The 25,768-nt window shown below is 70.5% G+C and carries 24 protein-coding genes; 9 read left to right on the top strand and 15 right to left on the bottom strand.

Translation table 11 applies throughout. The annotated features are described in order from the left end of the window. Window positions 1–419: 419 nt before the first annotated feature. A complete protein-coding gene (locus EFL95_RS07005; protein ID WP_123233310.1) occupies window positions 420–1,172 on the bottom strand; it encodes a TIGR03936 family radical SAM-associated protein in 753 nt (250 codons plus the stop codon). Between the two features lie 94 nt (window positions 1,173–1,266). Continuing rightward, window positions 1,267–2,433, bottom strand: coding sequence for a winged helix DNA-binding domain-containing protein (locus EFL95_RS07000; RefSeq protein ID WP_183407071.1), 1,167 nt, complete (start codon window positions 2,431–2,433; stop codon window positions 1,267–1,269). A gap of 54 nt (window positions 2,434–2,487) precedes the next feature. Between EFL95_RS07000 and EFL95_RS19440 the strand changes: the two genes are divergently transcribed. The 3 genes from EFL95_RS19440 (at window position 2,488) to EFL95_RS06990 (ending at window position 4,117) form a co-directional block, all read left to right on the top strand. Then, window positions 2,488–2,661 carry a hypothetical protein gene (locus EFL95_RS19440; RefSeq protein WP_183407070.1) on the top strand — a complete coding sequence of 58 codons (174 nt, stop codon included), beginning with the start codon at window positions 2,488–2,490 and terminating at the stop codon, window positions 2,659–2,661. Window positions 2,662–2,664: 3 nt separating this feature from the next. Further along, the gene (locus tag EFL95_RS06995; RefSeq protein WP_123233309.1) at window positions 2,665–2,877 is read left to right on the top strand and encodes a hypothetical protein; all 213 of its coding nucleotides are present in this window, start codon (window positions 2,665–2,667) and stop codon (window positions 2,875–2,877) included. 85 nt (window positions 2,878–2,962) lie between these two features. Then, window positions 2,963–4,117 (top strand): MFS transporter, encoded by a 1,155-nt coding sequence (locus tag EFL95_RS06990; protein WP_246004840.1) that lies wholly within the window; start codon window positions 2,963–2,965, stop codon window positions 4,115–4,117. Between the two features lie 4 nt (window positions 4,118–4,121). Here EFL95_RS06990 and EFL95_RS06985 read toward each other — a convergent pair whose 3' ends face one another. The 11 genes from EFL95_RS06985 to EFL95_RS06935 all read right to left on the bottom strand — a co-directional run bounded on the left by EFL95_RS06985 (window position 4,122) and on the right by EFL95_RS06935 (window position 16,369). Further along, a complete protein-coding gene (locus tag EFL95_RS06985) occupies window positions 4,122–5,039 on the bottom strand; it encodes a methylenetetrahydrofolate reductase (protein WP_123233307.1) in 918 nt (305 codons plus the stop codon). A gap of 29 nt (window positions 5,040–5,068) precedes the next feature. Then, on the bottom strand, window positions 5,069–7,015 hold the full coding sequence (locus EFL95_RS06980; RefSeq protein ID WP_246004839.1) for a TIGR03960 family B12-binding radical SAM protein: 1,947 nt from the start codon (window positions 7,013–7,015) through the stop codon (window positions 5,069–5,071). Window positions 7,016–7,061: 46 nt separating this feature from the next. After that, window positions 7,062–8,075, bottom strand: a complete 1,014-nt coding sequence (locus EFL95_RS06975; RefSeq protein WP_246004838.1) for a nitronate monooxygenase — start codon at window positions 8,073–8,075, stop codon at window positions 7,062–7,064. Window positions 8,076–8,087: 12 nt separating this feature from the next. Then, entirely contained in the window at window positions 8,088–9,278 is a 1,191-nt protein-coding gene (gene rodA, locus EFL95_RS06970; protein ID WP_123233306.1) for a rod shape-determining protein RodA, read from the bottom strand. After that, entirely contained in the window at window positions 9,275–11,404 is a 2,130-nt protein-coding gene (gene mrdA / locus EFL95_RS06965; RefSeq protein ID WP_246004837.1) for a penicillin-binding protein 2, read from the bottom strand. Before mrdA ends, rodA begins: the two co-directional genes overlap by 4 nt. A 10-nt stretch (window positions 11,405–11,414) precedes the next feature. Next, window positions 11,415–11,930 (bottom strand): rod shape-determining protein MreD, encoded by a 516-nt coding sequence (mreD, locus tag EFL95_RS06960; protein WP_123233305.1) that lies wholly within the window; start codon window positions 11,928–11,930, stop codon window positions 11,415–11,417. Beyond that, complete coding sequence (mreC, locus tag EFL95_RS06955; RefSeq protein WP_123233304.1) at window positions 11,927–12,838, bottom strand: rod shape-determining protein MreC; 912 nt, start codon at window positions 12,836–12,838, stop codon at window positions 11,927–11,929. Before mreC ends, mreD begins: the two co-directional genes overlap by 4 nt. Continuing rightward, entirely contained in the window at window positions 12,838–13,872 is a 1,035-nt protein-coding gene (locus EFL95_RS06950) for a rod shape-determining protein (protein ID WP_123233303.1), read from the bottom strand. Before EFL95_RS06950 ends, mreC begins: the two co-directional genes overlap by 1 nt. A 334-nt stretch (window positions 13,873–14,206) precedes the next feature. Further along, on the bottom strand, window positions 14,207–14,617 hold the full coding sequence (ndk, locus tag EFL95_RS06945; protein ID WP_123233302.1) for a nucleoside-diphosphate kinase: 411 nt from the start codon (window positions 14,615–14,617) through the stop codon (window positions 14,207–14,209). A 10-nt stretch (window positions 14,618–14,627) separates the two neighbouring features. Next, on the bottom strand, window positions 14,628–14,975 hold the full coding sequence (locus tag EFL95_RS06940) for a DUF4233 domain-containing protein (protein ID WP_123233301.1): 348 nt from the start codon (window positions 14,973–14,975) through the stop codon (window positions 14,628–14,630). Continuing rightward, window positions 14,975–16,369: a bifunctional folylpolyglutamate synthase/dihydrofolate synthase gene (locus tag EFL95_RS06935; RefSeq protein WP_123233300.1), complete on the bottom strand. Its 1,395-nt coding sequence runs from the start codon at window positions 16,367–16,369 to the stop codon at window positions 14,975–14,977. Before EFL95_RS06935 ends, EFL95_RS06940 begins: the two co-directional genes overlap by 1 nt. A 128-nt stretch (window positions 16,370–16,497) precedes the next feature. Between EFL95_RS06935 and EFL95_RS06930 the strand changes: the two genes are divergently transcribed. From EFL95_RS06930 to EFL95_RS06910, 5 genes are read left to right on the top strand one after another with little or no spacing between them, the layout of a single operon-like run. Next, a complete protein-coding gene (locus tag EFL95_RS06930; RefSeq protein WP_221176343.1) occupies window positions 16,498–16,968 on the top strand; it encodes a DUF4334 domain-containing protein in 471 nt (156 codons plus the stop codon). Then, window positions 16,965–18,068, top strand: coding sequence for an NAD(P)-dependent alcohol dehydrogenase (locus EFL95_RS06925; RefSeq protein ID WP_123233298.1), 1,104 nt, complete (start codon window positions 16,965–16,967; stop codon window positions 18,066–18,068). The genes EFL95_RS06930 and EFL95_RS06925 overlap by 4 nt, the downstream gene beginning before the upstream one ends. 44 nt (window positions 18,069–18,112) lie before the next feature. Then, the gene (locus tag EFL95_RS06920) at window positions 18,113–19,468 is read left to right on the top strand and encodes an adenylate/guanylate cyclase domain-containing protein (RefSeq protein WP_123233297.1); all 1,356 of its coding nucleotides are present in this window, start codon (window positions 18,113–18,115) and stop codon (window positions 19,466–19,468) included. A gap of 10 nt (window positions 19,469–19,478) precedes the next feature. Beyond that, window positions 19,479–20,627 carry an acyl-CoA dehydrogenase family protein gene (locus tag EFL95_RS06915; protein WP_123233296.1) on the top strand — a complete coding sequence of 383 codons (1,149 nt, stop codon included), beginning with the start codon at window positions 19,479–19,481 and terminating at the stop codon, window positions 20,625–20,627. A 9-nt stretch (window positions 20,628–20,636) separates the two neighbouring features. After that, window positions 20,637–21,686, top strand: coding sequence for an acyl-CoA dehydrogenase family protein (locus EFL95_RS06910; protein ID WP_123233295.1), 1,050 nt, complete (start codon window positions 20,637–20,639; stop codon window positions 21,684–21,686). A gap of 12 nt (window positions 21,687–21,698) precedes the next feature. On the opposite strand, the gene EFL95_RS06905 is transcribed toward EFL95_RS06910, so the two are convergent. Then, window positions 21,699–22,592 carry a GNAT family N-acetyltransferase gene (locus EFL95_RS06905; RefSeq protein ID WP_123233294.1) on the bottom strand — a complete coding sequence of 298 codons (894 nt, stop codon included), beginning with the start codon at window positions 22,590–22,592 and terminating at the stop codon, window positions 21,699–21,701. 79 nt (window positions 22,593–22,671) lie between these two features. On the opposite strand from EFL95_RS06905, the gene valS reads away from it, so the two are divergent. Then, window positions 22,672–25,296 (top strand): valine--tRNA ligase, encoded by a 2,625-nt coding sequence (gene valS / locus EFL95_RS06900; RefSeq protein WP_123233293.1) that lies wholly within the window; start codon window positions 22,672–22,674, stop codon window positions 25,294–25,296. A gap of 1 nt (window position 25,297) precedes the next feature. Here valS and EFL95_RS06895 read toward each other — a convergent pair whose 3' ends face one another. Continuing rightward, window positions 25,298–25,759: a hypothetical protein gene (locus tag EFL95_RS06895; RefSeq protein WP_148045001.1), complete on the bottom strand. Its 462-nt coding sequence runs from the start codon at window positions 25,757–25,759 to the stop codon at window positions 25,298–25,300. Between the last annotated feature and the right edge of the window lie 9 nt (window positions 25,760–25,768).

Raw genomic sequence — 25,768 nt, 5'->3', positions numbered from 1 at the left:
TGGCGGCCTTCTTCTTCGGGGCCTCACCGCCCTCGGGAGCCTCCGCCGCGTCAGCGCCCTCGGCGACCTTCTTGGCCGCCTTCTTCGCCGGCGCCTTCTTGGCGGCCTTCTTCGCGGTCTTCTTGGCCGCGGGGGCACCGTCCACCGGGGCGTCCAGGGTGGTGCTCGTGGGCTCAGCGGGAATGGTGGTGCTGGTGTTGTCGTTGCTGGGGTTGTCAGCGTCGAGCATGAGTTGCTCTCCTCTAGCACGCCCCCGGCTCAGTGCCGGTGTGGTCGTGCGGGTCACGCCACGTCGCGCTGCGCGCACCGTGGCAAAAGCCTTCGGTCGGCGGCGACATCCTCCGTGTAGGTCGGATCAAGGACTCGTCATCACCGACCGCGGTCGCTAAGCCGTCTGGCCGAGGGAGCTGTCACCAACCTCAGCCGGCCGCGTCGCGGTCCGGTGCCAACGGGTCCCCCACCGTGCCGGTCTGCGGATCAAGTGGACCTTGTGCCAGTCGCTGCGCAAGCGCTGCGGGCTGAACACCGGTTTCCGAGATCTCACGGAGCGCGGCGAGAACGTCGTCGGGTCTCACGGACGGGGTTCCGTGCCGTAAAACCACTTGCAGTATCGCACACGTTTGGGCACCCGCCTGCGACTCGCCGTCTGCCCGCACCTCGAGACTGACGATCGCGGCCCGGGCGTCGAAGGTGCGCAGGCCCTTCTTGGTCATCCGCTCGACCATCACCTCAGGGGCGGCCAGCAGCTGGGCGACCGCCGGCTCCAGCTCCTCGGCCGAGACTCCGTTCAGCGTGATCTCCCAGTGGGACCCCTCGAGCCGTTCGCTGAGAGATCCGCCGCTGGAGACCACCACGTCGAGGATGTCGAGGCCGTCCGGGAGCGAGTCGTCCAGGGCGCGCGCGACCGATGCGGGGTCGAGCACCTCGGCCAGGCCGATCTCGACGTACTCGGCCTCGCTGGCCGCCCCGGTCGGGCTCGCGCCGGCGTAGGAGATCCGCGGGTGCGGGTTGAAGCCCGACGAGTACGCCATCGGCACCCGGGCTCGGGCGATCGCGCGCTCGAAGGCCCGGCTGAAGTCGCGGTGGCTGGTGAACCGCAGCCGCCCGCGCTTGGCGTACCGGATCCGCAGTCGCTGGACCGGCGGGGCTTGCTGCTCGGGCTGTTCACGCACGGGTCGAGGTTATCGAGTGCTCGAGCTTGCTCGTTGCCGAGTGGCCGAGATCCCGTCGACGAGCGCCAGCGAGGAGCACGGGTCGAACCCTATTTCAGATGCCGCGGCGCACCAGCGGCGACTGGTAGATCGAGTTCACGACGTCCCCGTCGAGCCAGGCCGTCAGCTCCTCTGCCTGGGCCCCCAACGCCTTCGCAGCCTTCGCGGTCAGCTCCTCGGCCGGCACGACGACGACCGTGCCGTCCGACTCCTGGCGCCAGCCTCCGACGATCCGTCCGTTCCACCACGCCGTCGGGCCGCCGTTGCCGTTGCGGTCGAAGATCGCCTCGGCGTGCGGACCGAGGTACCAGTCGCGCTGCTTCCAGCCCATCGTCGTCGGGTCGAGCGCGGGCAACAGGGATCCCCAGTCGCCGGGAGCAGGCTCGTCGTCCAGGTCGTCGGGAAGCAGGTAGCCGGACTCCCCCGAGTCCAGACCGACCTCGACGGCGTCCACGTCAACGAGCGCGCGACGCACCGCAGCCTTGGTCGCGCCGAGCCACCAGACGATGTCGGCCTCGGTGCCCGGGCCGAAGGTGTGCAACCAGGAGCGCACCAGTGCCGCGTATCCGTCCGCCTCGTCCCAGGCCGGTCCGATCCCCGGCAGCCAGTCCTCGGTCGCCGTCCACCGCGGACGCGAGGTCTTCCAGCCGCCGTCGTTCTCGCCGCGGACGACGACGCCCGAGGCCGCCAGCGTGGTGAGCACCCGTGGCGCGACCGACACCTCCGCGCCCCACTTCTTGTCCGGTGACAGGCTCATCCGCGCCTCGAGCATCGGCAGCGCCTCGCGAAGCTGGGCGGTCGTCGTCGGACCGGCGGTCCGCAGGTGGTGCAGCACGGCGGCGCATGCCTGCTCGACCCACTCCTCGCCGTTCGCGGTGACGCCGTGCTTGACCACGTCCCGGGCGAGCTGGCCCTCCTGCTGGACCGCCACCCGCGCCGACGCACTGCCCCACACCGCGGGCAGCAGGTCGCGCGGAAAGGCGAACGCCGTACGCCGCATCGCCAGCTGTCGCACCACCGTGCGGTCGACGTACAGGGCGCGGTGCAGGTCGTCGCGCGTGCAGCCGGTCCGGGCCCACGCGGACAGGTAGACCGAGGCCGGCTCGGTCGCGTGCCAGCAGGTCATCGCGTCGGTCGCCGCCTCGACCGACGCGAACCCCGTGGCCAGCCCGTGCCGGCGCGCGAGGCGCGCCCGCCGCTGCTCGTCACTGATTGCTCGCACGGTGTTCATCAAACCGGACGCCGCCGACAACCGCTGAGCACGTAGCGTGGACGCGTGGTCGCGTTCCTGGTCTCAGCAGTGGTCGTGCTCGGCCTGTGCTTCCTCTACGTACGCCGCATCGCCCGCTCGCGCCGGTCGATCGAGTGCCTCTACGCCCAGCCCGACGACCTGAAGCGTGCGGACGCCAACCAGCCGCCACCCTTCGACGGTTCCGCCGGGTGGGTCTGACCGGTGCACGCCTTCGTGAAGGTTGGCCTCTGGATCCTCTTCGTGCTCGTGATGACCGCGCTGCGATTCCGCACCCAGCTCCAGCTCCGTCGCCAGATCCGCGCCTGGAGGCGCGGTAACCAGACGAGCATCCCCTCGGACGATCTGCGGCGCGCCGGCGACGACCGTTCCGAGCCGCCCGGGGGCTACCCGGGCTGGTCCGACCTGCGGCCCTGAGGGAACAGCCAGCGCACGATCGGGGTTGTCGAGAGATGTGACTCCCCCATCCCAGGACCGCCGGTTCGAGCGTGCCCTGGTCCTGGTGGGGATCGTCGTCCTCGCGTTCAACCTGCGCCCGGCCGCGGTGAGCGTCGGCCCGATCCTCGACGAGCTCTCCGCCGGTCTCGGGATGCGCGGTTGGGAGACCTCGCTGCTGACCAGCCTTCCGGTGCTGAGCTTCGCCACGGTCGGCGCACTGGCTCCGCGGATCGCCCGACTCGCTGGCGTCCACCGGGCCACCCTGCTCGCCCTCCTGCTGGTGACCGGCGGCCTGCTGGCACGCGCCCACGTCGGCTCCCCGGCAGCGTTCCTGGTGCTCTCGTTCCTCGCCCTGGCCGGCATGGCGGTCGCGAACGTCCTGCTCCCCAGCCTGGTCAAGCTGCACTTCCCCGACCAGGTCGGTCTGCTCACCGCCGTGTACTCGACCGGCCTGGCGATCGGTCTGACCAGCGCCTCGGTGCTCACCGTGCCGTTCTCCGACCGCGGCAGCGGGCCGCTCGACTGGCGCCACGGACTGGTCGTGTGGGCGTTCACGGCCGCGGTCGCCGCCGTCCCGTGGATCGCGCTGGTGCGGCACGACCGCAAGGCTGAGAGGACCACGTCACCGATCACCACCAGCGCGGTCGGCCGGACCCGGATCGGCCTGCTCATGGCGCTGGCCTTCGGACTGCAGTCGCTCCAGGCGTACTCGATCTTCGGCTGGCTGGCTCAGGTGTTCCGCGACGCCGGGTACAGCGCCCACGACGCCGGGCTGCTGCTCGGGGTGACCACCGCGATCAGCATCCCACTGTCGTTCGTCATCCCGGCTCAGACTGCCCGGGTCAAGGACCAGCGGGTGCTGCTCACCGCGATCATGGTCTTCTACCCGATCGGCTACCTCGGGCTGATCACCGCGGACGACCACGTCCCGTGGCTGTGGGCCGCGACGCTGGGTATCGGGACCTGCACCTTCCCGTTCATCCTCACCCTCATCGGTCTGCGGGCCCGCACGCCTGCCGGCACGGCCGCGCTCTCGGGCTTCACCCAGTCCGTCGGCTACCTGATCGCGGTCGCCGGTCCGTTCGGCGTCGGCGCCCTGCACGACGCGACGAACGGCTGGACCGTTCCGCTGCTGGTGCTGCTCGGGCTGGCCGTCCCGCAGTACCTCGTCGGCCTGCTCATCGCCCGACCGGCGTACGTCGAGGACGAGCTGGCCTGAACGCCTAGCGGAGGTGGGCGATCAGCTGTTCGGCGAGATCGACCGAGGCCTCGATCTCCTCGCGCCTGATCGAGACGCTCTCCACGTTGAGTCCGAACGGGACGCCGAGGCGCCGGCAGTAGTCGACGAGCTCGACGGCGGTCGCCAGGGCCTGGTCCAGCGAGGCGGCCAGCGGGTTCTTCGCGTGCCGCAGGTCGTTCTCGATCCACCGCGGGACGTCGACACCGAGCCAGCGCAGGAACTCCAGCGTCTTCATCGACCCGCAGACCGAGAACGTGAACACGATCGGCACCGGCGTCAGTCCGCGCGCCTCGCACTCGTAGCGGTAGTCGGAGACCAGGTTCTTGGCGGCGTTGAGGTCGTAGACGACCTGGGTGACGAAGAACCGGCAGCCTGCTTCCTGCTTCGCGATCAGCCGCAGGTGCTCGTTCTCGCGACGGCTGTGGCGCTCCGGGATCGCCACTCCGCCGAGCAGCAGGTCGGGGTTCGCCTCCGCGCGCATCGCCTGCGCCTCGGAGAGCGTGACCGGCGCGGACGTGCCGCTCGAGGCGGCGCCGACCATGACCGTCAGCGTGCGGCTCGGATCCTGCTCGCGGAGCCAGGCGTCGAGCCCGTCGTGCGGGTACTTGCTGACGGCGCGGTAGACGACCACCGGGGTCGGCCACGCGGCGAGGTGCGCCGACAGGTACTCCGCCGGGTCGACGGTCGGGCTGAACGGGAACGGGCGCTCGGCCGGGTTGCGCGAGCTCTCGTCGTCGATGTCGTAGAGGACCAGGCCGTCGAGGTCGAGGTGCTCGAGCCGCTCGATGGTCGCCCGGGCGATCTCCGGCAACCGCTCGGGCGGCGTCGACTGCCGGGGCGGCGTGATCGCGAACAGGACGAAGTCGCCCTGCCCCGACCGGATGCTCGTGGTGATGTCCACGGCGCGAGGCTAGCGGGCTTCGGCCACGGTCAGACGACGGAGAGCGGCAGCAGCCGCTGACCGGTCGGGCCGATCTGGATGTCGGTGCCCATCTCCGGGCAGACACCGCAGTCGTAGCAGGGCGTCCAGCGGCAGTCCTCGACGTCGATCGAGTCGGGGTCCAGCGCGTCCTCCCAGTCCTCCCAGAGCCAGTCCTTGTCGAGACCGGAGTCCAGGTGGTCCCAGGGCAGCACCTCGTCGTAGCCGCGCTCCCGGGTGGTGAACCAGTCGACGTCCACACCGGTGCCGGCCAGGCCGGTCTCGGCCGCGGCCATCCAGCGGTCGTAGGAGAAGTGCTCGCTCCAGCCGTCGAAACGCCCGCCGTCACGCCAGGCCGCCTCGATCACCTTGCCGATGCGGCGGTCACCCCGGGAGAGCAGTCCCTCGACGATGCCGGGCTTGCCGTCGTGGTAGCGGAAGCCGATCGCGCGGCCGTACTTCTTGTCGTTGCGGACGACCTCGCGCAGCTTGTAGAGCCGGTCGTCGGTGGTCACGTGGTCCAGCTGTGCGGCCCACTGGAACGGGGTGTGCGGCTTGGGCACGAAGCCGCCGATCGAGACGGTGCAGCGGATGTCGTTGTGGCCGGAGACCTCGCGGCCCTTCTGGATCACCTTGCGGGCGAGATCGGCGACCTGGAGGACGTCCTCGTCGGTCTCGGTCGGGAGGCCGACCATGAAGTAGAGCTTCACCTGCCGCCAGCCGTGGCTGTACGCCGCGGCGACCGTGTTGATCAGGTCCTCCTCGGTGACCATCTTGTTGATCACCTTGCGCATCCGCTCCGAGCCACCCTCCGGCGCGAACGTCAGACCCGAGCGCCGGCCGTTGCGGGAGAACTCGTTGGCGAGCGTGATGTTGAAGGCGTCGACCCGGGTGCTCGGCAGGCTCAGCGAGACGTTGCTGCCCTCGTAGCGGTCGGCGAGGTCCTTGGCGACCTCGCCGATCTCGGTGTGGTCGGCACTGGAGAGCGAGAGCAGGCCGACCTCGTCGAAGCCGGACTTCTCGATGCCGTTCTGCACCATGGCACCGATCGTGGTGATCGAGCGCTCGCGCACCGGGCGGGTGATCATCCCGGCCTGGCAGAAGCGGCAGCCGCGGGTGCAGCCGCGGAAGATCTCGACGCTGAACCGCTCGTGCACCGTCTCGGCGAGCGGCACCAGCGGGTTGGCCGGGTAGGGCCAGGAGTCCAGGTCCATCAAGGTGTGCTTCGCGACCCGTGCCGGCACGCCGGCCAGGTTCGGGACGGCCGGGCCGAGCGAGCCGTCCGGGCCGTAGGAGACGTCGTAGAACTTCGGCACGTACACGTTGCCGCTGACCGCGAGCCGGCGCAGCAGCTCGTCGCGACCTCCGGTCTCGCCCTCACCCTTCCACTCGCGCACGACCTCGGAGATCTTGAGGACGACCTCCTCGCCGTCCCCCAGCACCGCGGCGTCGATGAAGTCGGCGATCGGCTCGGGGTTGAACGCCGAGTGTCCGCCGGCCAGCACGATCGGGTGGCCGTCGGTGCGGTCCACCGCGTGCAGCGGGATGCCGGCGAGGTCGAGCGCGGTCAGCATGTTGGTGTAGCCGAGCTCGGTCGAGAAGGACAGCCCGAGCAGGTCGAAGGCACCGACCGGGCGGTGGCTGTCGACGGTGAACTGCGGGATGTCCTCGCGGCGCAGGACGGCCTCGAGGTCCGGCCACACCGCGTAGGTCCGCTCGGCCAGGGTGTCCTCGGCCTCGTTCAGCACCTCGTAGAGGATCTGCACGCCCTGGTTGGGCAGGCCGACCTCGTAGGCGTCCGGGTACATCAGCGCCCAGCGCACGGTGGTCCGGTCGTCGCCCCACTCCTTGGTGACCGAGTTCAGCTCGCCGCCGACGTACTGGATCGGCTTCTGCACGCTCGGCAGGTGCGGCTCGAGCCGGGCGAACACGGACTCGGGGGCGGTGCTGACGGGCACGACTGACCTCTCGGGGAAACGGGCTGGAACGACGTACCAGGGTACGTCAGCGAGCGAGGGCCGACAGAATCTGCGCGGCCGGAGCAGCGGTCGCGGCGCGGTAACCGGTGCCCGCCCAGAGGTTGATGTTCTCCGCATCGCCGGCCGCGGCGGCGGCACGCCGGATCGGCGTGGTCAGGTGGTGCAGCGCCGGGTAGCCGAGCGGTGCGGCCGCGTCGTGCGCGGCCATGAACGCCGTCGGTAGCCCGCGGGCCGGCCGACCGCTGTAAGCACGGGTCAGGACAGGGTCGCCGCGACCGGCCCCGGTCAGGGCACCCCGGTACGTCGCGGAGGTGCCGGCCTCGTCGGCGAGCAGGAGCAGGGTTCCGACGGCGACGGCCGAGGCACCAGCAGCCATGGCCACCCGGACGTCGGCCGATCCGCCGACGCCACCTCCGGCGATGACCGGGAGGTCGGCGACCGCGAGAACGGCGCGCACCAGGTCCGGCAGCGGGCTCGAGCCGATCGGTCGCTCGGGCGTGAACGTGCCGGAGTGGCCGCCGGCCGCGGGAGCCTGGACGACGAGCACGTCCAGGCCGGCGTCGGCAGCCAGCCGCGCCTCGTGGGGATCGGTCACCGTCTGCGCGAGCAGGCAGCCTGCAGCCCGCAGGCGCGCTGCGGACTCCGCGTCCGGCAGCCCGAAGGTGAACGAGACCACCCGCGGCGCGGCCGCGACCAGGAGGTCGACCTTGGCGCCCCAGGCGTCGTCGTCCTCGACGGGCACCTCGGGCAGCTCGACCTCGAAACGCGCGGCGAGCGGGAGCAGGCGCTCGCGGTAGGCCCGGTAGGCGGCGAGGTCGACGGGCACCGGTGCCGGTGCGAACAGGTTCACGCCGAAGCGTTCAGAACCGACCGCCTCGAGCTCGCCGGCGAGTGTCTCCGGCGACTTGTACCCCGCGGCCAGGAAGCCGAACGAGCGCGCCGTCGCGGCGGCGTCCACGAGCGCCACGGTCGTCGGCCCGCCCGCCATCGGCGCGGCCAGGACCGGCAGGTCAGCGCCCAGCTCGGCGAGGAGGTCCACCGTTCCGGTGTATCAGATGCGGGCGAGCGCGTCCGCTGCGCGGCGGTTGCGATCGTTCGTGCGCATGCCGATGTTCAGCAGCAGCCCGATCGCCGCCAGCGAGGCGAACATCGAGGAGCCGCCGTACGACACCAGTGGCAACGGGACACCGGTCACCGGCATGATCCCCAGGCACATCCCGACGTTCTGGAAGGTCTGGAAGCCGAACCAGCACGCGATGCCCGCGGCAGCGACCCGGCCGAACATGTCCTCGGCGGCGAGCGCGATCGCCAGCGCCCGGAACAGCAGCACGGCGAAGAGCAGGATCAGGACGCCGGCGCCGATCAGGCCGAGCTCCTCACCGGCGACGGTGAAGACGAAGTCGGTGTGCTGCTCGGGCACGAAGCCGGACCGCGTCTGCGAGCCGTGGAAGAGGCCCTGACCGAAGAGCCCGCCGTTGCCGATCGCGATGCGGGCCTGCTCGGTGTTGTAGCCGGCGCCGCGCGGGTCGAGGTCGGGGTTCGTGAACGCCATGAACCGGTCGACCTGGTAGGCCTTGAGGAATCCGGCGGTCACCATCAGCACCGCACCGAAGACCCCACCGGCGGCGAGACCGGCGAGCCAGCGACGCGGAGCCCCGGAGACGGCCAGCACGCCGAAGACGGTCGCGGTGAGCACGAGCATGGTGCCCAGGTCGGGCTGCATCAGGATGAGCAGCGCCGGGAAGCCGGCGATGAGCAGCATCAGCACGACCTCGACGTTGCCGACGCGACGACGACGCGAGCTCTCGGTCCGCTCGGCGACGGCCAGCGCCATCCCGACGACGACGGCGAGCTTCGCGAACTCGGCAGGCTGGATCGACAGGCCCCCCAGCATCAGCCAGGAGCGGGACCCGTTGATCGTCGTGCCCATCGCCAGCACCAGGAACAGTCCGGCGATCGAACCCAGGTAGACCAGCGGCGCGAGGATCCGCACCCAGCGCCGGTCGGTGAAGAAGACCATCGCCCCGAGGACGAGTCCGATCGCGACGTTGACGAGCTGCTTCTTCAGGTAGGCCGTCGAGTCACCGCCGGTGAGCTGGTCGTTGGTCGAGGTCGAGGACCACACCAGCAGGGTGCCGATCACCAGGATCGAGAGCGTCACCCCGATGAGGACCCAGTCGACGCCACGCCGCCGGCCGAGCAACGGCTGGGCGACCCGGGCTGCGGGAGCGAGAGCGGTCACTGCTTCCTCCTCAACGGCGGCAGGATCGAGCCGTCGGGCGCGAAGACCGGCAGGCCCTTCGGCGGGACGACGCCGGCGATCGCGGCGCGGGCCGCGTTCACGTCCTCGCCCCTGATGCCGTAGAGCGCCTCGTAGATCGCGCGCACCGCCGGGCCTGAGGTACCGGAGCCGGTACCGGCCTGGGTCACCATCATCACCACGACGTAGTCCTTGGTGTAGGTCGCCACCCACGAGGTGCTCTGCTTGCCGTAGACCTCGGCCGATCCGGTCTTGCCGCGGAGCTGGACCTTGTCCAGCGGGAAGCCGCCGAACTTCCAGGCCAGGGTGCCGACCTTCGGGGTCCCGAGCAGCGCGGCGTCGACGTACTTCAGGGCCGACTTCTTCGACTTCACGTGGCCCTGGACCAGCGGCTTGATCCGCTTGATCACCTTGCCGTCCGGACCGACGACGGCCTTGGCGATCCGCGGGGCGTACAGGGTGCCGCCGTTGGAGAGCGCGGCGTAGGCACGCGCCAGCTGGATCGGGGTGACGATCGTGTCGCCCTGCCCGATCGCGAAGTTCACAGCGTCGGTGGCCTTGTACTGGTTGCCCTCGAGGCAGAACTCGTGCGCGTAGATGTGCAGGAAGTCGCGCTTACCGGTCTTGTTCTGCTTGTCGACCTTGCAGTAGAAGCCCTTCATCGAGTTCCAGTAGGCGAGCTTCCACTTGCGGTCCGCGATCCGGCCGCTGGCCTCACCGGGGATGTCCAGGCCGGTCTTGGCACCGAACCCGAACTGCTTGGCCATCGCGACCAGCGGATCCTTGGCGTTGACGTTCTTCGGGTTCGAGCCGAACTGCGTCCAGAAGCCGAGGCCGACCCGGTAGAAGAAGCTGTCGCAGGAGATCTGCAGGGCCTTGGCGAAGTCGATGACGCCGTAGTTGGCGGACTCGTAGTTCTTGAACCAGCGACCACCGACCTGCAGGCCGCTGCTGCAGTCGAGCCGGCTACCGGCGTTGTAGCCGTTGTTGAAGGCCGCGACCGTCATGATCGGCTTCCAGGTCGAGCCGGGCGCGAACTGTCCCTGGGTGGCGCGGGACAGCAGCGGCTCTCCTGCCTTCTTGGAGTACAGCTCCTTGAGCTCCTTGCTGGAGATGCCCCCGACCCACACGCTCGGGTCGTACGTCGGCTGGCTGGCCATCGCGACCACGTTGCCGTTGTGCGCGTTGAGCACGACGACCGCACCGCTGTCGGCCACGTAGTTCTTGTGCGTCACCGGGTCGTAGGTCGCACGCGCGGTCATCATCGCCTTGTGCAGCTCGTGCTCGGCGACGGACTGCACCTTCGCATCGATCGAGGTGACCAGGGTGTCCCCCGGCTGCGCCGCGACCTGGCCGGAGTCGCCGAGGGTCCGGCCCATGCTGTCGACGGTCACCCGGGTGACGCCGGGCACCCCGCGCAACCACTGGTCGTAGGTCTTCTCCAGCCCGGCGCGACCGACCACTGAGGCGCCGTTGACCGTCTGGTCGTCGGACTTCTTGGCGTCGTCGAGCTCCTGGCCGGTGATCGGGCTCAGGTAGCCGAGCACGTCGGCGGCGTTGATCCCGTACGGCGCCGGGTAGGACCGCACTGTCTCGGCCTGGGCCAGCACGCCCGGGAAGTCCTCGGTCTGCTCGGAGATCTGCACCGCAGTGGTCTGCGGGATGTCCTCGGCGACCGGGATCGGCTGGAAGGGCGACCCGTTCCAGCAGGTCCCCTTCTTGGCCTTCGGGGCGCCGCAGAGCCGGGTCCGGGCCAGCACCTCGGAGTACTTCACGCCGACGGTGTGCGCGACCCGCTTGAGCAGCGCGGTGCGGTCGGCCTCCGACTGCTTGCCGAGCACGGTCCGGTCGACGCTGACCACCCAGCTGGTGCGGTTGGTCGCGAGCGGCCGGCCCTCGGCGTCCACGATCAGGCCGCGCGACGGCTGCACCACGACCTCGCGCACCGACTGCTCGGTGGCCTTCGCCTGGTACTCCTCACCGGTGAAGACCTGGAGGTACCAGAGCCGGGCGAACAGCGTGACGAACAACGAGAGCATCAGCACCTGCATCACGAACAGCCGCAGCCTGCTCCTGCGTCGGTCCGGCCGGATCAGGATCGCGTTCACGCAGCGACACTCATCCCAGGGCCAGGCGGGCCGGTCGCACCCGGTCGAGGAGCCAGAGCAGCAGCGGCACCAGGAACGGCGCGAGCATCAGGTCCCACAGCACGCTGATCACGATCACCCGGATGGTCTCGTCGATCGCCCACGTGCCGTCGCCGAGCACGGCTCCGGACAGGGCGAACAGCGACGTGCCGATGAAGGAGGCGGCCCCGACGAGGACCACGGCCATCATCGGCGAGGTGCGGGCGTCCTGGCGGACGCGACCGGCGAGGTAGCCGACGATCACCAGCGCCAGCGCCCAACGGCCGGCGATGTGGTCGGCGGGCGGGGCGAGGTCGAGGAGCAGTCCGGCCCCGAAGCCGAGGACGGCGGCGAACTGCGAGCCGCGCGCGATCGCTGCGACCACGACCAGGATCAGCGCCAGGTTCGGCACCACGCCGTCAACGCTGATGAAGCGGAAGATCACCGTCTGCGCGACGATCGCGAAGCAGACCAGCACGGTCAGGGCGGCACTGCGCATCGCGGTCATCGGACGGCTCCTTGACTGATCACGGCCCGGTTGCCGTGGGTCCCCTTCGGTACGACGACCCCGACGACGTCGAGCGCGGTGAAGTCGACGAACGGCTTGATGACCGCGACCCGCGAGCTCTGCCGCGGCGTGGAGACCACCGACTCGACCCGGCCGATCGGGATGCCGGCGACGTACGGGACACCGTTCTTCGAGCCCCAGGTGACGACCGAGTCGTCGCGCGAAGGCTCGACCGCGTTGTCGACCAGGTCGAGGTCGAGGCGGCCGCGATCACCGAGGGTGCCGCGTCCGCGGAGGAAGCCGATCTCCATGTTGGTGCTCAACCGGCCACCCACGACCGAGGACCGGTCGATGATCAGCAGCACGGTCGCGGTCGAACGCGTCGTGCGCACGACCCGGCCGACCAGGCCGTCGTTGTTGAGCACCGTCATGTCGGCCTTGATGCCCGAGGACGTGCCGGCGTCGATGGTGACCGTGCGGGAGAACGACTGCACCGGCCCCATCGCGATCACCCGGGCGGCGACGAGCGAGTAGCCGGTCTCGTTCGCGGTCCGGGTGAGTCCGTCGAGCTCCGCGAGGCGCTGCCGGTCGAGCGGCTCGGTGGCCATCTCTCCACGCAGGCGCGAGTTCTCGGCCGAGAGCGTGGCGATGTCGCCGCGCAGGGACTTGTTGGTGCGCAGGAAGCCGGTTGCGTCGGCGAAGGGCTGGGTGACCTCGTTGGTGACGTCCTCGAGCGGACCGACCACCGAGCCGACCGCCGAGCGGACCGGGTTCAGCGGCGAGTCCGCGCCGGTGCGGGCGTCCAGGGTGATCACGGTGAGCGCGGCGAGCACGAGCAGGCCCAGCACGCGGCGGGACGGGTCGGCCGGCCGCTGCCCCGAGATCCTGCGTCCGAACCTCCGCTGCATCAGGCGCTCCGACGTCCGTTCTCGGCGACCAGGACCTGCTGGAGGGCCTCGAACTCCTCCACGCACTTGCCGGAGCCGAGGACGACCGAGCTGAGCGGGTCCTTGGCCACGTGCACCGGCATCCCGGTCTCGTGCCGCAGCCGCTCGTCGAGTCCGCGCAGCAGGGCACCGCCGCCGGTGAGCACGATGCCGCGGTCCATGATGTCGCCGGCCAGCTCGGGCGGCGTCTGGTCCAGGGTGGTGCGGACCGCGTCGACGATCGTGTGCAGCTGCTCCTCGATCGCCCGGCGGATCTCCACGCTGGAAACCGGGACCGTGCGGGGCAGCCCGGTGATCATGTCGCGCCCGCGGATCTCGGCCGAGAGCTCCTGCGCCATCGGGAACGCGGAGCCGAGGGTCATCTTGATCTCCTCAGCGGTGCCCTCGCCGAGCAGGAGCGAGTGTTCCTTCTTCAGGAAGGCGATGATCGCCTGGTCGAGCTCGTCACCAGCGGTGCGGACCGACAGCGTGGTCACCAGCCCGCCGAGCGAGATCACCGCGACCTCGGTGGTGCCGCCGCCGATGTCGACGACCATGTTTCCGGTGGCCTCGTGGACCGGGAGCCCGGCGCCGATCGCGGCGGCCATCGGCTCCTCGATGATGTAGACGGTGCGGGCGCCGGCCTGGTACCCGGCCTCCTTGACCGCGCGCTGCTCCACCGGCGTGACTCCGCTCGGCACGCAGATCACCATCCGCGGCTTGGCGAAGTAGCGGCGCTTGTGCACGCGGGCGATGAAGTGGCGCAGCATCTGCTCGGTCGCGTCGAAGTCGGCGATGACGCCGTCGCGCAGCGGGCGGATCGCGGTGATGCCGTCCGGGGTGCGGCCGATCATCCGCTTGGCGTCGGTGCCCACGGCCAGCAGCTCGCGGGAGTGCGAGTGCATCGCGACCACGGAGGGTTCGTCGAGCATGACGCCCCTGCCGCGGACGTAGACCAGCGTGTTGGCGGTGCCGAGGTCCACAGCCATGTCACGGCCGATCAAACTGTTCGCCATCGTTCCTCGCAGGGCGTTTCGTGGGGAAGTGAGCGCGACGCATGTTTCCCGTACGTCACACGGAAACCACACGCCTCACCAGTAACGAGACTAGGTTCGCGCGCTCCCGATCAGGGCGCGACACGCGGTGCGGGCCGCGAGCAGGTGGGCGCGCCGCGGAAACGGCCCAAACCGGCCAGTAGCCCGATCGGGCTATAGATGCGCGACGTTCGGATGAGAAACGATCATCTGACAGCCGGTCCTGACGGATCGGCTGAAACCCCAGATCGCCGAGGTCGGCAGGTGGACCGCCCCAGAGTTTGCCTGTCGACCGAGGCTTTTCTTCTGCCCTGGCTCAGGTGAGGCCGGGGAACCAGATCGCGATCTCGCGCTCCGCGGACTCCGGCGAGTCGGACCCGTGCACCAGGTTCTCCCGGTTCGACAGCGACAGGTCACCGCGGATGGTGCCCGGCGCGGCCTTGCGCCCGTCGGTGGCGCCGTTGATCGCGCGGACGACCTCGATCGCCTCGTCGCCCTCGAGCACCAGCGACACCAGCGGACCGCTGGTCACGAACGCCCGCAGCGGCGGGTAGAAGTCGCGCTCGACGTGCTCGGCGTAGTGCTGGTCGGCGAGCTCGCCGGTGATCTGCCGCAGCTCCATCGCCACGACCGTCAGGCCCTTCGCCTCGAAGCGCGAGAGCACCTCGCCGACGAGACCACGACGGACGGTGTCCGGCTTGAGCAGGACCAGGGTTCGCTGAGTCATGGCACGAACCCTAGTGGGCCTCGGTGGCCGCGGCTTCGGCGGCGGCGCGGTCGGTGTCGATCAGCCGTCCGATGCGCACCGCGGCCAGCCAGAGCAGCAGGAAGATCGCGCCGAGCACGTACATCGCGGTGACCAGGACGCCGAGTGCGACCGCGGCGATCTGGATGGCCCAGCCGACGCCGTACGCCCAGGGCTTGCGGAGCATGCCGGCGACCAGCAGGCACGCCACGGTCAGGCCGAGCCCGATCCACAGGGCCTGGGACTTGTCGACGGACTCGACCGAGATCATCACCGGCGTCGAGAGCCCGAGGACGACGGCCTCGAGGAAGAGGATCGCCGAGCAGAGCCGACGTTGCATCACTCGGCTCCTGCCCGGCCGGGGTGCACGATCAGCGCGCGAGCCTCGCCGACGGTGATCACCGAACCAGTGACCAGCACGCCACCCGACCCGAGTCCCTCGCCGAAGACCCCTCCGACCTCGGCGAGCGCTGCGGCCTCGTCGATCGCGGAGACCAAGGACGGAGCGACGCTGACGCGGTCCTGGCCGAAGATCCCCCGCGCGGTCTCGGCCAGCTCGTGAGCCGGCAACGCGCGCTCGGTGGAGTTCTGGGTGCAGACCACGTGCGCGAGCACCGGCTCGAGAGCGGCGAGCAGCCCTTCGTAGTCCTTGTCCCTCATCACGCCGATGACGCCGATGAGCGGGCTGAACGTGAAGGAGTCCTCCAGCGCCTCGACCAGCGCAGCCGCGCCGTGCGGGTTGTGCGCCGCGTCGAGCACGATCGTCGGCGAGCGCCGCACGATCTCCAGCCGGCCGGGCGAGGTCACCTCGGCGAAGGCGTCGCGGACGACCTCCTCGCCGAGCGGCTCGTCTCCCCCGACGAACGCCTCGACCGCGGCCAGCGCGAGCGCGGCGTTCTGCGCCTGGTGGGCGCCGTACAGCGGCAGGAAGATCTCCTCGTACACACCGCGCAGCCCTTGCAGCGAGACCAGCTGTCCGCCGACCGCGGGCACCCGGCTGCGCACACCGAACTCCAGACCCTCGCGGGCTACCGTCGCCCCGACCTCGGTCGCGCGCTCCACGATCTGGGCCGCGACGTCCGGCTCCTGGACGGCGCTGATCACCGTCGCGCCGGGCTTGATGATGCCGACCTTCTCGCGGGCGATCTCGCCCACGGTGCTGCCGAGGTAGGCCGCATGGTCCAGCGCGACCGGCGTCAGCACGGCGACCTGGGCGTCGATCACGTTGGTCGCGTCCCAGGCGCCGCCCATGCCGACCTCGACCACCGCCGCGTCAACGGGTGCGTCGGCGAACGCTGCGTACGCCATCCCGACGACGGCCTCGAAGAACGACAGCGGGTGGGCTGACTCCTGGTCGACGAGGTGCGTGTACGGCGCGACCTCGTTGAACACGTCGATGAACGCCTCGTCGGTCAGCGGCTCACCGTCGATGACGATGCGCTCGTTCATCTTCTCCAGGTGCGGGCTGGTGAACCGGCCGGTGCGCAGGCCGAGGCCGCGGATCAGGGTCTCGACCATCCGCGCCGTCGAGGTCTTGCCGTTGGTCCCGGTCAGGTGCACCGCCGGGTAGGCCCGCTGCGGCTCGCCGAGCAGCTCGGTGAACAGGCGGATGCGGTCCAGGCTCGGCTCGAGGCGGGACTCGGGCCACCGCGAGAGCAGCGCGTCCTCCACCTCGGCATAGGTCTGGGCCGGGCGGGCGTCCGCCGGGAAAGCATCGTCGTCGAAGTCGGTCATCGCCCGCCCATCGTAGTGAGCCGACCGATGCCGTTCGGGTCTGGGTTGGTGCCGTCCGCGCTGGTTGTTGAGCAGGTTGCGCAGCAACCGTGTCGAAACATAGAACGTGTTCCACTATCGTCGGTCGGGTGACGGTCCGCGAACGCTTCGAGTCCCTCCGCGACGCCCCCTCCCCGTCGACGGCCGACCTGGACGCGCTGTGGTCCGACCTCGAGGTCCTGGACGCCTCCGCGATGCTCGGCGCCTGGCGCGGAGGTGACTTCGCGACCGGCCACCCGGCCAGCGCCCTGCTGACCACGATCGGCTGGCACGGCAAGCGCTTCGACTCGCTCCTCGACGGGCACCCGCTGATCTGCCGCGGCGAGGACGGCGAGCTGTACTCGAACACGAAGTACGCCGGCGGCGGCCACTCCTCGCTGTGGAACGTGGGCTTCCGCGGCGAGACCACCGCGACGATGGTCTACGACGCGATGGCGGTCTTCGACCACTTCAAGCGCGTCGACGACCGGACCGTGATGGGCATCATGAACGGCAAGCTCGAGGCGGCCTTCGGCACCGCCGACCCCTACTACTTCTGGCTGGAGCGTGAGCACGCATGAAGACCACCGTCGCCCTGGTGAACTCGCAGGGAGCCGACTTCTCCCTCGAGGAGGTCGAGCTCGAAGGGCCGCGTGCGGACGAGGTGCTGGTGAAGATCGTCGCCACCGGCCTGTGCCACACCGACATCCACCTCAAGGGCTTCCTGCCCGAGGAGATGTTCCCCAACGTGTTCGGGCACGAGGGCTCGGGCGTGGTCGAGGCGGTCGGTGCCGATGTCACCGGTATCGAGGTCGGTGACCACGTCGTCATCAGCTTCCGCTCCTGCCGCGCGTGCGGTCCGTGCACCGAAGGCGCCGTCGGTTACTGCGACAACTCGCTGCTGCTCAACTACATGGGCATGCGGATGGACGGGAGCCAGCCGTACTCGAAGGACGGGTCGCCCGTCTTCGGCAACTTCTTCGGCCAGTCCTCGCTCTCCCAGCACGCGATCGCCTACGCCGACAACGTCGTGGTCGTCGACAAGTCCGTCGACCTCACCAAGGTCGCGCCGTACGGGTGCGGGTTCCAGACCGGCGCCGGCACCGTGCTCAACGTCATCAAGCCGACGGCCGCGGACAGCCTGGTCGTGTTCGGCTGCGGCGCGGTCGGCCTCGCCGCGATAGCCGCAGCCCGGCATGCGGGCGTGGGCACGATCATCGCCGTCGACCCGCTGGAGAGCCGGCGCGACGCAGCCGCGAAGTTCGGCGCGACCGGCATCGATCCGCTGCCGGCCGGCGACCCTGACTTCAACGTCGTCGAGAAGGTCAAGGAGCTCACCGGCGGCGGTGCGTCGTACAGCATCGACACCACCGCGATCTCGGCCGTGGTCAAGCAGGCCCAGCAGGCGCTGAAGCCGCGCGGCACGCTGGTGGCCCTCGGCCTCGGACCCGAGGAGTACGCGATCGACGCGATCGACCTGCTCCAGACCGGGAAGATCATCCGGTCCTCGATCGAGGGCGACTCCGACCCGCAGGAGATGATCCCGCGGCTGATCGCCCTGAACGCCGCCGGCGAGTTCGCCGTCGACGACCTGATCGCGACGTACCCGTTCTCCGAGATCAACACCGCTGTCGCCGACGTCCTCGCCGGCAAGATCGTCAAGCCTGTCCTGGTGTGGTGATCCGCCGCTAGCCTGACCGCGGGAGGCCGAGTCAGGGGGTGAGCGTGTCCGCGACACCACGGATCGGCTACGCCCCGCGCGGGGACGGCGCGCACATCGGCTACTCCGTGCTGGGCGACGGCCCGGTGATGGTGTTCTGGCCGGGCGGCACGATCTCCGCCGCCGCCCTGTTCGAGGAGCCGCGGTGCGCCCGCGCCCAACGCCGGCTGGCGACCTTCGCCACCACGGTCGCCGTCGACCGACCCGGCGTCGGGTACTCCGACTCGCTCGGGCCCGGGGTCGCGCCGACGATCGAGCAGATGGCCGGCGACGTGCTCGCGGTGCTCGACCACCTCGGCGTGGAGAAGGCGGTGCTGTCGGCGAACGGCTGGGACAGCCAGGCCATGGTCCACCTCGCGGTCGAGCACCCCGAGCGCGTCGAGAAGCTGATCCTGCTCGCGTTCAGCCCCTGCCCGCTGACCGGCCCGGACTGGCCACACGGGGTTCCACTGGAGATCATCGGTGCGATCCAGGAGGAGGTGGCCGCCCCGGGAGAGGGCCGCACCCCGCAGGACATCACCAGCCTGATGGCGCCGACCCAGGCCGGAGACCGAGACCTCCAGCACTGGTTCGAGGAGGGCGGGCGGGTCGGCCCCAGAACCGCCGAGGCACACATCCTGGCGACCCTGCAGATGGACGTGCGGCCGCTGCTCCCCCGGATCACGGTGCCGACGATCGTGCTGCACTCGACCGGGGACCGCTGGGTGCCCGTCGAAGGTGCCCGCTTCTGCGCCGAGCAGGTCCCCGGCGCGCAGCTCGTCGAGTTCGACAGTCCCGACCACCTGTTCTTCACCGACCTGCTCGAAGAGCGGATGTCGGCGATCGAGGCCTTCGTCGAGAGCGGCCTCGACAGCGCTGCACCTGCGCACGCCAAGCGCCGGTTGATGACGGTGCTCTTCACCGACCTCGTCGGCTCGACCGAGCAGCTCAGCGCCACCGCCGACCACCGTTGGTCGGCACTGCTCGACGAGGTCGACAGCACCGTGAACCGGCACGTGCGGCGTCACGACGGCCGGGTCTGCAAGAACCTCGGCGACGGTCACCTCGCCCTCTTCGAGCGACCGAGCGACGCGGTGGGCGCAGCCCTGGACCTGTCCCGCGCGATGAACACGCTCGGGACGCCGATCCGTGCCGGCGTGCACATCGGGGAGGTCGAGCTGCGCGGGGACGACGTTGCCGGGATCGCGGTGCACGTGGGCGCCCGGGTCTCGGCCCTGGCTGCGGCCGGCGAGGTGCTGGTCACCCGGACCGTGGCCGACCTGATCGCGGGTTCGCCCTACCGGGCCGAGGACGCCGGCGAGCACGACCTCAAGGGGCTGCCCGGCAGCTGGAACCTGTTCCGGGTCGCGGCTGCTCGCTAGGGTCGCCTGCATGAGGCTGCGACTCACCGAGGAGGAGGCCGCGTTCCGCGAGGAGATGCGCGTCTTCTTCACCACCGAGATCCCCGAGGACATCCGCGAGAAGGTCCGCACCGGTCGGCACCTGGAGAAGGACGACTTCGTCCGCTCGATGCAGGTGATGAACCAGGCCGGCATCGCGGTGCCGAACTGGCCGGTCGAGTGGGGCGGCCAGGACTGGACGCCGCTGCAGAAGCACCTGTGGCACGAGGAGCTGCAGCTGGCCTGCGTCCCGCCGCCGCTGGCGTTCAACGCCGGGATGATCGGCCCGGTGATCGCGCACTTCGGCTCGCAGGAGATGAAGGAGCGGTTCCTGCCCGCCACCCGCAACCTCGACATCTGGTGGTGCCAGGGCTTCTCCGAGCCGAACGCCGGCTCCGACCTGGCATCGCTCACCACCCGCGCCGAGCGCGACGGGGACGACTGGGTCGTCAACGGCCAGAAGACCTGGACGACGCTGGGTCAGCACGCGGACTGGATCTTCTGCCTGTGCCGGACCAACCCCGAGGTCAAGAAGCAGGCCGGCATCTCGATGCTGCTGTTCCCGATGGACACCCCCGGCGTGACCCTGCGGCCGATCAAGATGATCGACGGCGGCTACGAGGTCAACGAGGTGTTCTTCGACAACGTCCGGGTGCCCGGCGAGAACCTGGTCGGCGAGGTCGACCAGGGCTGGACCCAGGCCAAGTTCCTGCTGGGCAACGAGCGCGTCGGGGTCGCCCCGGTCGGGGCGACCAAGCGGGCGCTGGCCACGGCCAAGGAGCACGCCGTCCAGCTCGGCGCTCTCGGCGACCCGCTGCTCGCCGCGCGCTTCGTCGAGCTGGAGAACGAGCTGCTCGCCCTCGAGCTCACCGCGCTCCGGGTCGTCGCCAACTCCACGGACGGCAAGCCGCACCCGGCCTCCTCGGTCCTCAAGCTGCGCGGCACCGAGCTCCAGCAGGCCGTCACCGAGCTGCTGGTCGACCTGGCCGGCCCGTTCTCGCTCTCCTCGGGATCGCAGACCGTTCCCGAGTGGGCAGCGCACGCGGTGCCGACGTACCTGAACTTCCGCAAGGCGTCGATCTACGGCGGATCCAACGAGGTCCAGCGCACGATCATCGCCGGAACGATCCTGGGACTGTGAGGGGCTGACATGGACTTCGAGCTCGACGACGAGCAGCAGGCCCTCCGCGACGCGGTCCGCGGTCTGCTGAAGGTGTACGACCCGGCCACGAACTCCGAGCGCCGGCGGGAGGTCACCGCGACCGACCCCGGGTACGACGAGGACCTGTGGGGCCGGATGGCCGAGATGGGCCTGCTCGGCCTGCCGTTCGCCGAGGACGACGGCGGCATGGGAGCAGGACCGGTCGAGGTCGCCCTCGTCGCGGAGGAGATCGGCCGGGTGCTCGCGCCCGAGCCGTACGTCGCCGCGGTGGTCCTGGCCAGCGGCCTGGTCGCCGAGCTCGGCAGCGACGAGCAGCGGGCCGAGGTCCTCGGGGGCGTCGCCTCGGGCGAGCGGCTGCTGACCTTCGCCTCGGGCGAGGTCGCCGAACCGGTGATCCAGGGTGCCCGGGCCGACACCATCGTGTGGGAGGTCGGTGGGCAGGTCTTCCTGGTCGACCGCCCCGAGGGCGTCACCGGGTACCGGACCCACGACGGCGGCCGGGCTGCGCTGCTGGAGTTCGACCGCTCCCGGGCGATCGCGCTCGGCGCCGGCGGCTTCGTCGACCCGGTACTGCGCAAGGTGCGCGCCCGGGCCCAGATCGCTGCCTGCCACGAGGCGGTCGGCGCGATGGAGGCCGCGCTGGCCCTGACGACGTCCTACCTGACCACCCGGCAGCAGTTCGGAGTCACGCTGAACCGGTTCCAGGCGCTGACGTTCCGGGCCGCGGACATGTACACCGACCTCGAGCTGACCCGGTCGATCGTCACCTGGGCGACGCTGGTCGCCGCCGACGGCGACGAGGACGCCCTCGGCGACGCAGCGGCGCGGGCCAAGCTGCAGACGATCCGGGCCGCGCGCAGGATCGGGCAGGAGGCGATCCAGCTGCACGGCGGCATCGGCGTCACCGACGAGTACTCCGTCGGTCACTTCACCTCGCGGCTCACCGCGCTCAGCCACTGGCTCGGCGATGCCCGCGAGCAGCTCTCGACCCTGTCGGCGGGCCTGACCCGGTACGGCGTCCTGGACCCGCTGGACTAGGTTTCGACGGGCTCAACCAGCGAGGATCCGCAGACCACCCGTCACCGCGATCGGCCGGTAACCGAGCCGCAGGTACACGCCCGTCGAGGTCTTGTTCTGCCCGTCCGCGAACAGGCACACCCGTGCACCCTCGTCGAGCAGCCGACGCGAGATCGCAGCGACCCCCGCGGCGGCGTACCCGTGGCCGCGGTGCTCCTTCGGCGTGTAGACCGGACCGACCCGGGCCACCCCGAAGCTCGGCGGGTTGAACGCCGTCACCGAGACCGGCGTGCCGTCCGGTGCCTCCCAGAGCCAGACGTCGCCGGCCACGATCCGGCCTCGGGTGCTCTCCCGGGTCTCGATGGCCGGGTGCGGATCGACGCGGCCGGCCTGCTCGGAGGCATCGGGGCCGAACAGGTCGAACCACCCCTGGACCAGGTCGACCTCGTCCTCGCGGGCGATCCGGAACCGGCCCTCGACGGCCGGCGGCTCGACCAGCTCGGTGACCTCGTACAGACTGGTCCGCTCGGTCTCGCTCGGCGAACCGCCGGACAGCGCGATCGTCGCGGCGCCGAAGACATCGATCGTCGGGACGTAGCCGTTCACGACCTCCACGCTCTCGCCGCGCTCGTGCAGCGTGCGGGCCAGCAGGACGGCGGCCTCCTCGGGCATCGCCAGCAGGTACGGCGGGTACGGAACCATCGGCGCGGTGCGCATCCCGGCCGACACCGGGACCCCGGCCTCGTCGCGGACCACGACCCACCACGGAGCCGGGGCGTCCACGGGTCGCGCGCTGTCCCCGCTGCGGGCGTGCCGGGCCGTGACCGACGCGACGACCGTGCAGCGGACCGGCTCGGCGGACAGCAACGGCTCGGCCGCTGCGAGGAAGGCGTGCGGGTCGTCGAAGAACTCCAGCGCGTAGCCCATGGCCGCGAGACTAGCCGGGGGTATCCGCAGGCCAGAACCGGTTTTCACCGCAACCGTGTGCGTCCGTAGAGTTCTGCCCATGACTGACACCCAGAGCACGCCGGAGACCACGACGACCGCTGCCACCAGCGGCGTCGTAGTACCGGACAAGCCTGCTCTGGAGGGCCTGGAGGCCACCTGGGCGGAGCGCTGGAAGGCGGCCGAGACCTACAAGTTCGACCGCACCCAGCCCCGCAGCAACGTCTACTCGATCGACACGCCGCCGCCGACCGTGAGCGGCAGCCTGCACGTCGGGCACGTCTTCTCCTACACGCACACCGACCTGATCGCCCGCTACCAGCGGATGACCGGCAAGGCGGTGTTCTACCCGATGGGGTGGGACGACAACGGCCTGCCCACCGAGCGCCGGGTGCAGAACTACTTCGGTGTCCGCTGCGACCCGTCGCTGCCCTACGACCCGGACTTCACCCCACCGGAGAAGCCGGACCCGAAGAAGCAGATCGCCATCTCCCGACCGAACTTCATCGCGCTCTGCGAGCAGCTGGTCGAGGAGGACGAGCAGGTCTTCGAGTCGCTGTGGCGCACGCTCGGCCTCTCGGTCGACTGGTCCACGACGTACACGACCATCGGCAAGGACGCGCAGACCGTCAGCCAGCGTGCCTTCCTGCGCAACTTCGCCCGCGGCGAGGCCTACCTGCAGGAGGCTCCCACGCTCTGGGACGTCACCTTCCAGACCGCGGTCGCCCAGGCTGAGCTCGAGGCACGCGAGTACCCGGGCGCCTACCACCGCGTGGCTTTCCACCGTCCTGACGGAACGCCGATCCACATCGAGACCACCCGCCCCGAGCTGATCCCGGCCGTGGTCGCCCTGATCGCCCACCCCGACGACGAGCGCTACCAGCCGCTGTTCGGCACGACCGTCAGCTCGCCCGTCTTCGGCGTGGAGATCCCCGTCGTCGCGCACGAGGCCGCCGAGCCGGACAAGGGGGCGGGCATCGCGATGTGCTGCACCTTCGGTGACCTCACCGACGTGCAGTGGTGGCGTGAGCTGCAGCTGCCCGTTCGCACCGTCATCGGGCGCGACGGCCGCCTGCTGCGCGAGACCCCGGAGTGGCTGTCCTCCCCCGCCGCGAGCGCCGCGTACGCCGACCTGGCCGGCAAGACGACCTTCTCGGCGCGCGAGGAGATGGTCGCCAAGCTGCGCGAGACCGGCGACCTCGACGGCGAGCCGAAGCCGACCCAGCGCATGACGAACTTCTACGAGAAGGGCGACAAGCCGCTCGAGATCGTCGCGACCCGCCAGTGGTACATCCGCAACGGCGGACGTGACGTCGACCTGCGCACCGAGCTCATCGAGGACGGCGCCGAGATCACCTGGGTGCCGCCGCACATGAAGCACCGGTACGACAACTGGGTCGGCGGCCTGAACGGCGACTGGTTGGTCTCGCGCCAGCGGTTCTTCGGCATCCCGTTCCCGGTCTGGTACCCGCTGGACGCCGACGGTGAGCCCGACTACGAGCACCCGCTGCTGCCGTCGGAGGACGCCCTTCCGGTCGACCCCTCCACCGACGCCCCCGTCGGCTACACCGCCGAGCAGCGCGGCCAGGCCAACGGTTTCATCGGCGACCCGGACGTGATGGACACCTGGGCGACCTCGTCGCTGACCCCGCAGCTCGCGTGCGGCTGGGAGTCCGACCCGGACCTGTTCGAGCGCACCTTCCCGATGGACCTGTGCACCCAGGCGCACGACATCATCCGCACCTGGCTCTTCAGCCGGGTCGTCCGCGCGCACCACGAGAACCACGTGGTTCCGTGGACGCACGCGATGATGTCCGGCTTCGTGGTGGACCCGGACCGCAAGAAGATGTCGAAGTCGAAGGGCAACGTCGTCGTCCCGACCGAGATCCTCGACAAGTTCGGCGCCGACGCGGTCCGCTGGCGCGCGGCCATGGCGCGCCCCGGTCTGGACTCCCCCTTCGACGAGTCGCAGATGAAGGTCGGCCGCCGACTGGCGATGAAGGTCCTCAACGCCTCGAAGTTCGTGCTCGGCGGCGTCGGGGCCACCGACCCGGACCCGGCGCAGATCACCGAGCCGGTCGACCAGGCACTGCTCGCCGGCCTTGCCGAGGTCACCGAGCGTGCCACCGCCGCGTTCGACGCCTACGACTACACGACCGCTCTCGAGGTCATCGAGAAGTTCTTCTGGGAGTTCTGCGACGACTACCTCGAGCTGGTCAAGGAGCGCGCGTACGCCGAGGACGGCGATGCGGCGACGAGGTCCGCGAAAGCGGCGCTCGCGACTGCACTTCACGTTCAGCTGCGCTTGCTCGCTCCGTTCCTGCCGTACGTGACCGAAGAGGTCTGGTCGTGGTGGCACTCTGCAAACTCCGGGGGAGGATCGGTCCACCACGCCGCGTGGCCGTCGTTCGGCGAGAAGCCGACCGGAGACTCCGCGATCCTCGGTGCGGTCGCGGCAGCGCTCGCCGGCATCCGCGGCGCCAAGTCGAACGCCAAGGTGTCGATGCGGGCCGAGCTGTCCCGCGTCGAGATCTCCGGCCCGGCGGCGCTGGTCGAGGCGGCCAGCAGCGCGAGCCAGGACCTGCGCAACGTCGGCAAGATCGTCGGGGACCTGGTCTTCACGACGACCGACGCGAACGAGCTCAGCGTCGAGGCCGAGCTGGCCCCGGTCGCCGAGGACTCCTGACCTACGCCTCGGTCTCGGCGTTCCGCTCGGCGGCACGCCGGGCGTCGCGCTCGGCCTCCCAGTCGGACTCCTCCTCCGGCTCGGGCGCCCAGACGTAGCTGACGACTCCTCCGACACCGGCGAGGACGACCATGATCACGCCGGTGACCGTGGCCGGCCCGAAGTCGAGCCGGCTGCCGCTGGTGATGTCGCCCGCCGCGAGGATGACGAACATGAAAACGGCTGCCGCGGCGACGTACGGGGCGAGCAGCCACGAATGCACCAGGGCGCCGAACGCGTAGCGAATCGCGAGGAGCGCTCCGATGAGAGGAGCCGCGGCGACCAGCAGGATCGCGAGGCCTCCCGGCCGGGCATCAGCGGCCCCGAGCACCAACCACGGGACCAGCGCCGAGGCCATCGGGACCAGCAGGAGCCAGAACGCCCGACGTGCGGGTCCCGGCTCAGCGGCGTGCGTCTCGCTCACCAGCACAGG

This window comes from Nocardioides marmorisolisilvae, from assembly GCF_003725775.1.
Classification (GTDB): domain Bacteria; phylum Actinomycetota; class Actinomycetes; order Propionibacteriales; family Nocardioidaceae; genus Marmoricola; species Marmoricola marmorisolisilvae.
Note: the sequence above shows the minus strand (reverse complement) of the source record. Positions and strands in the feature narration are given on the sequence as shown.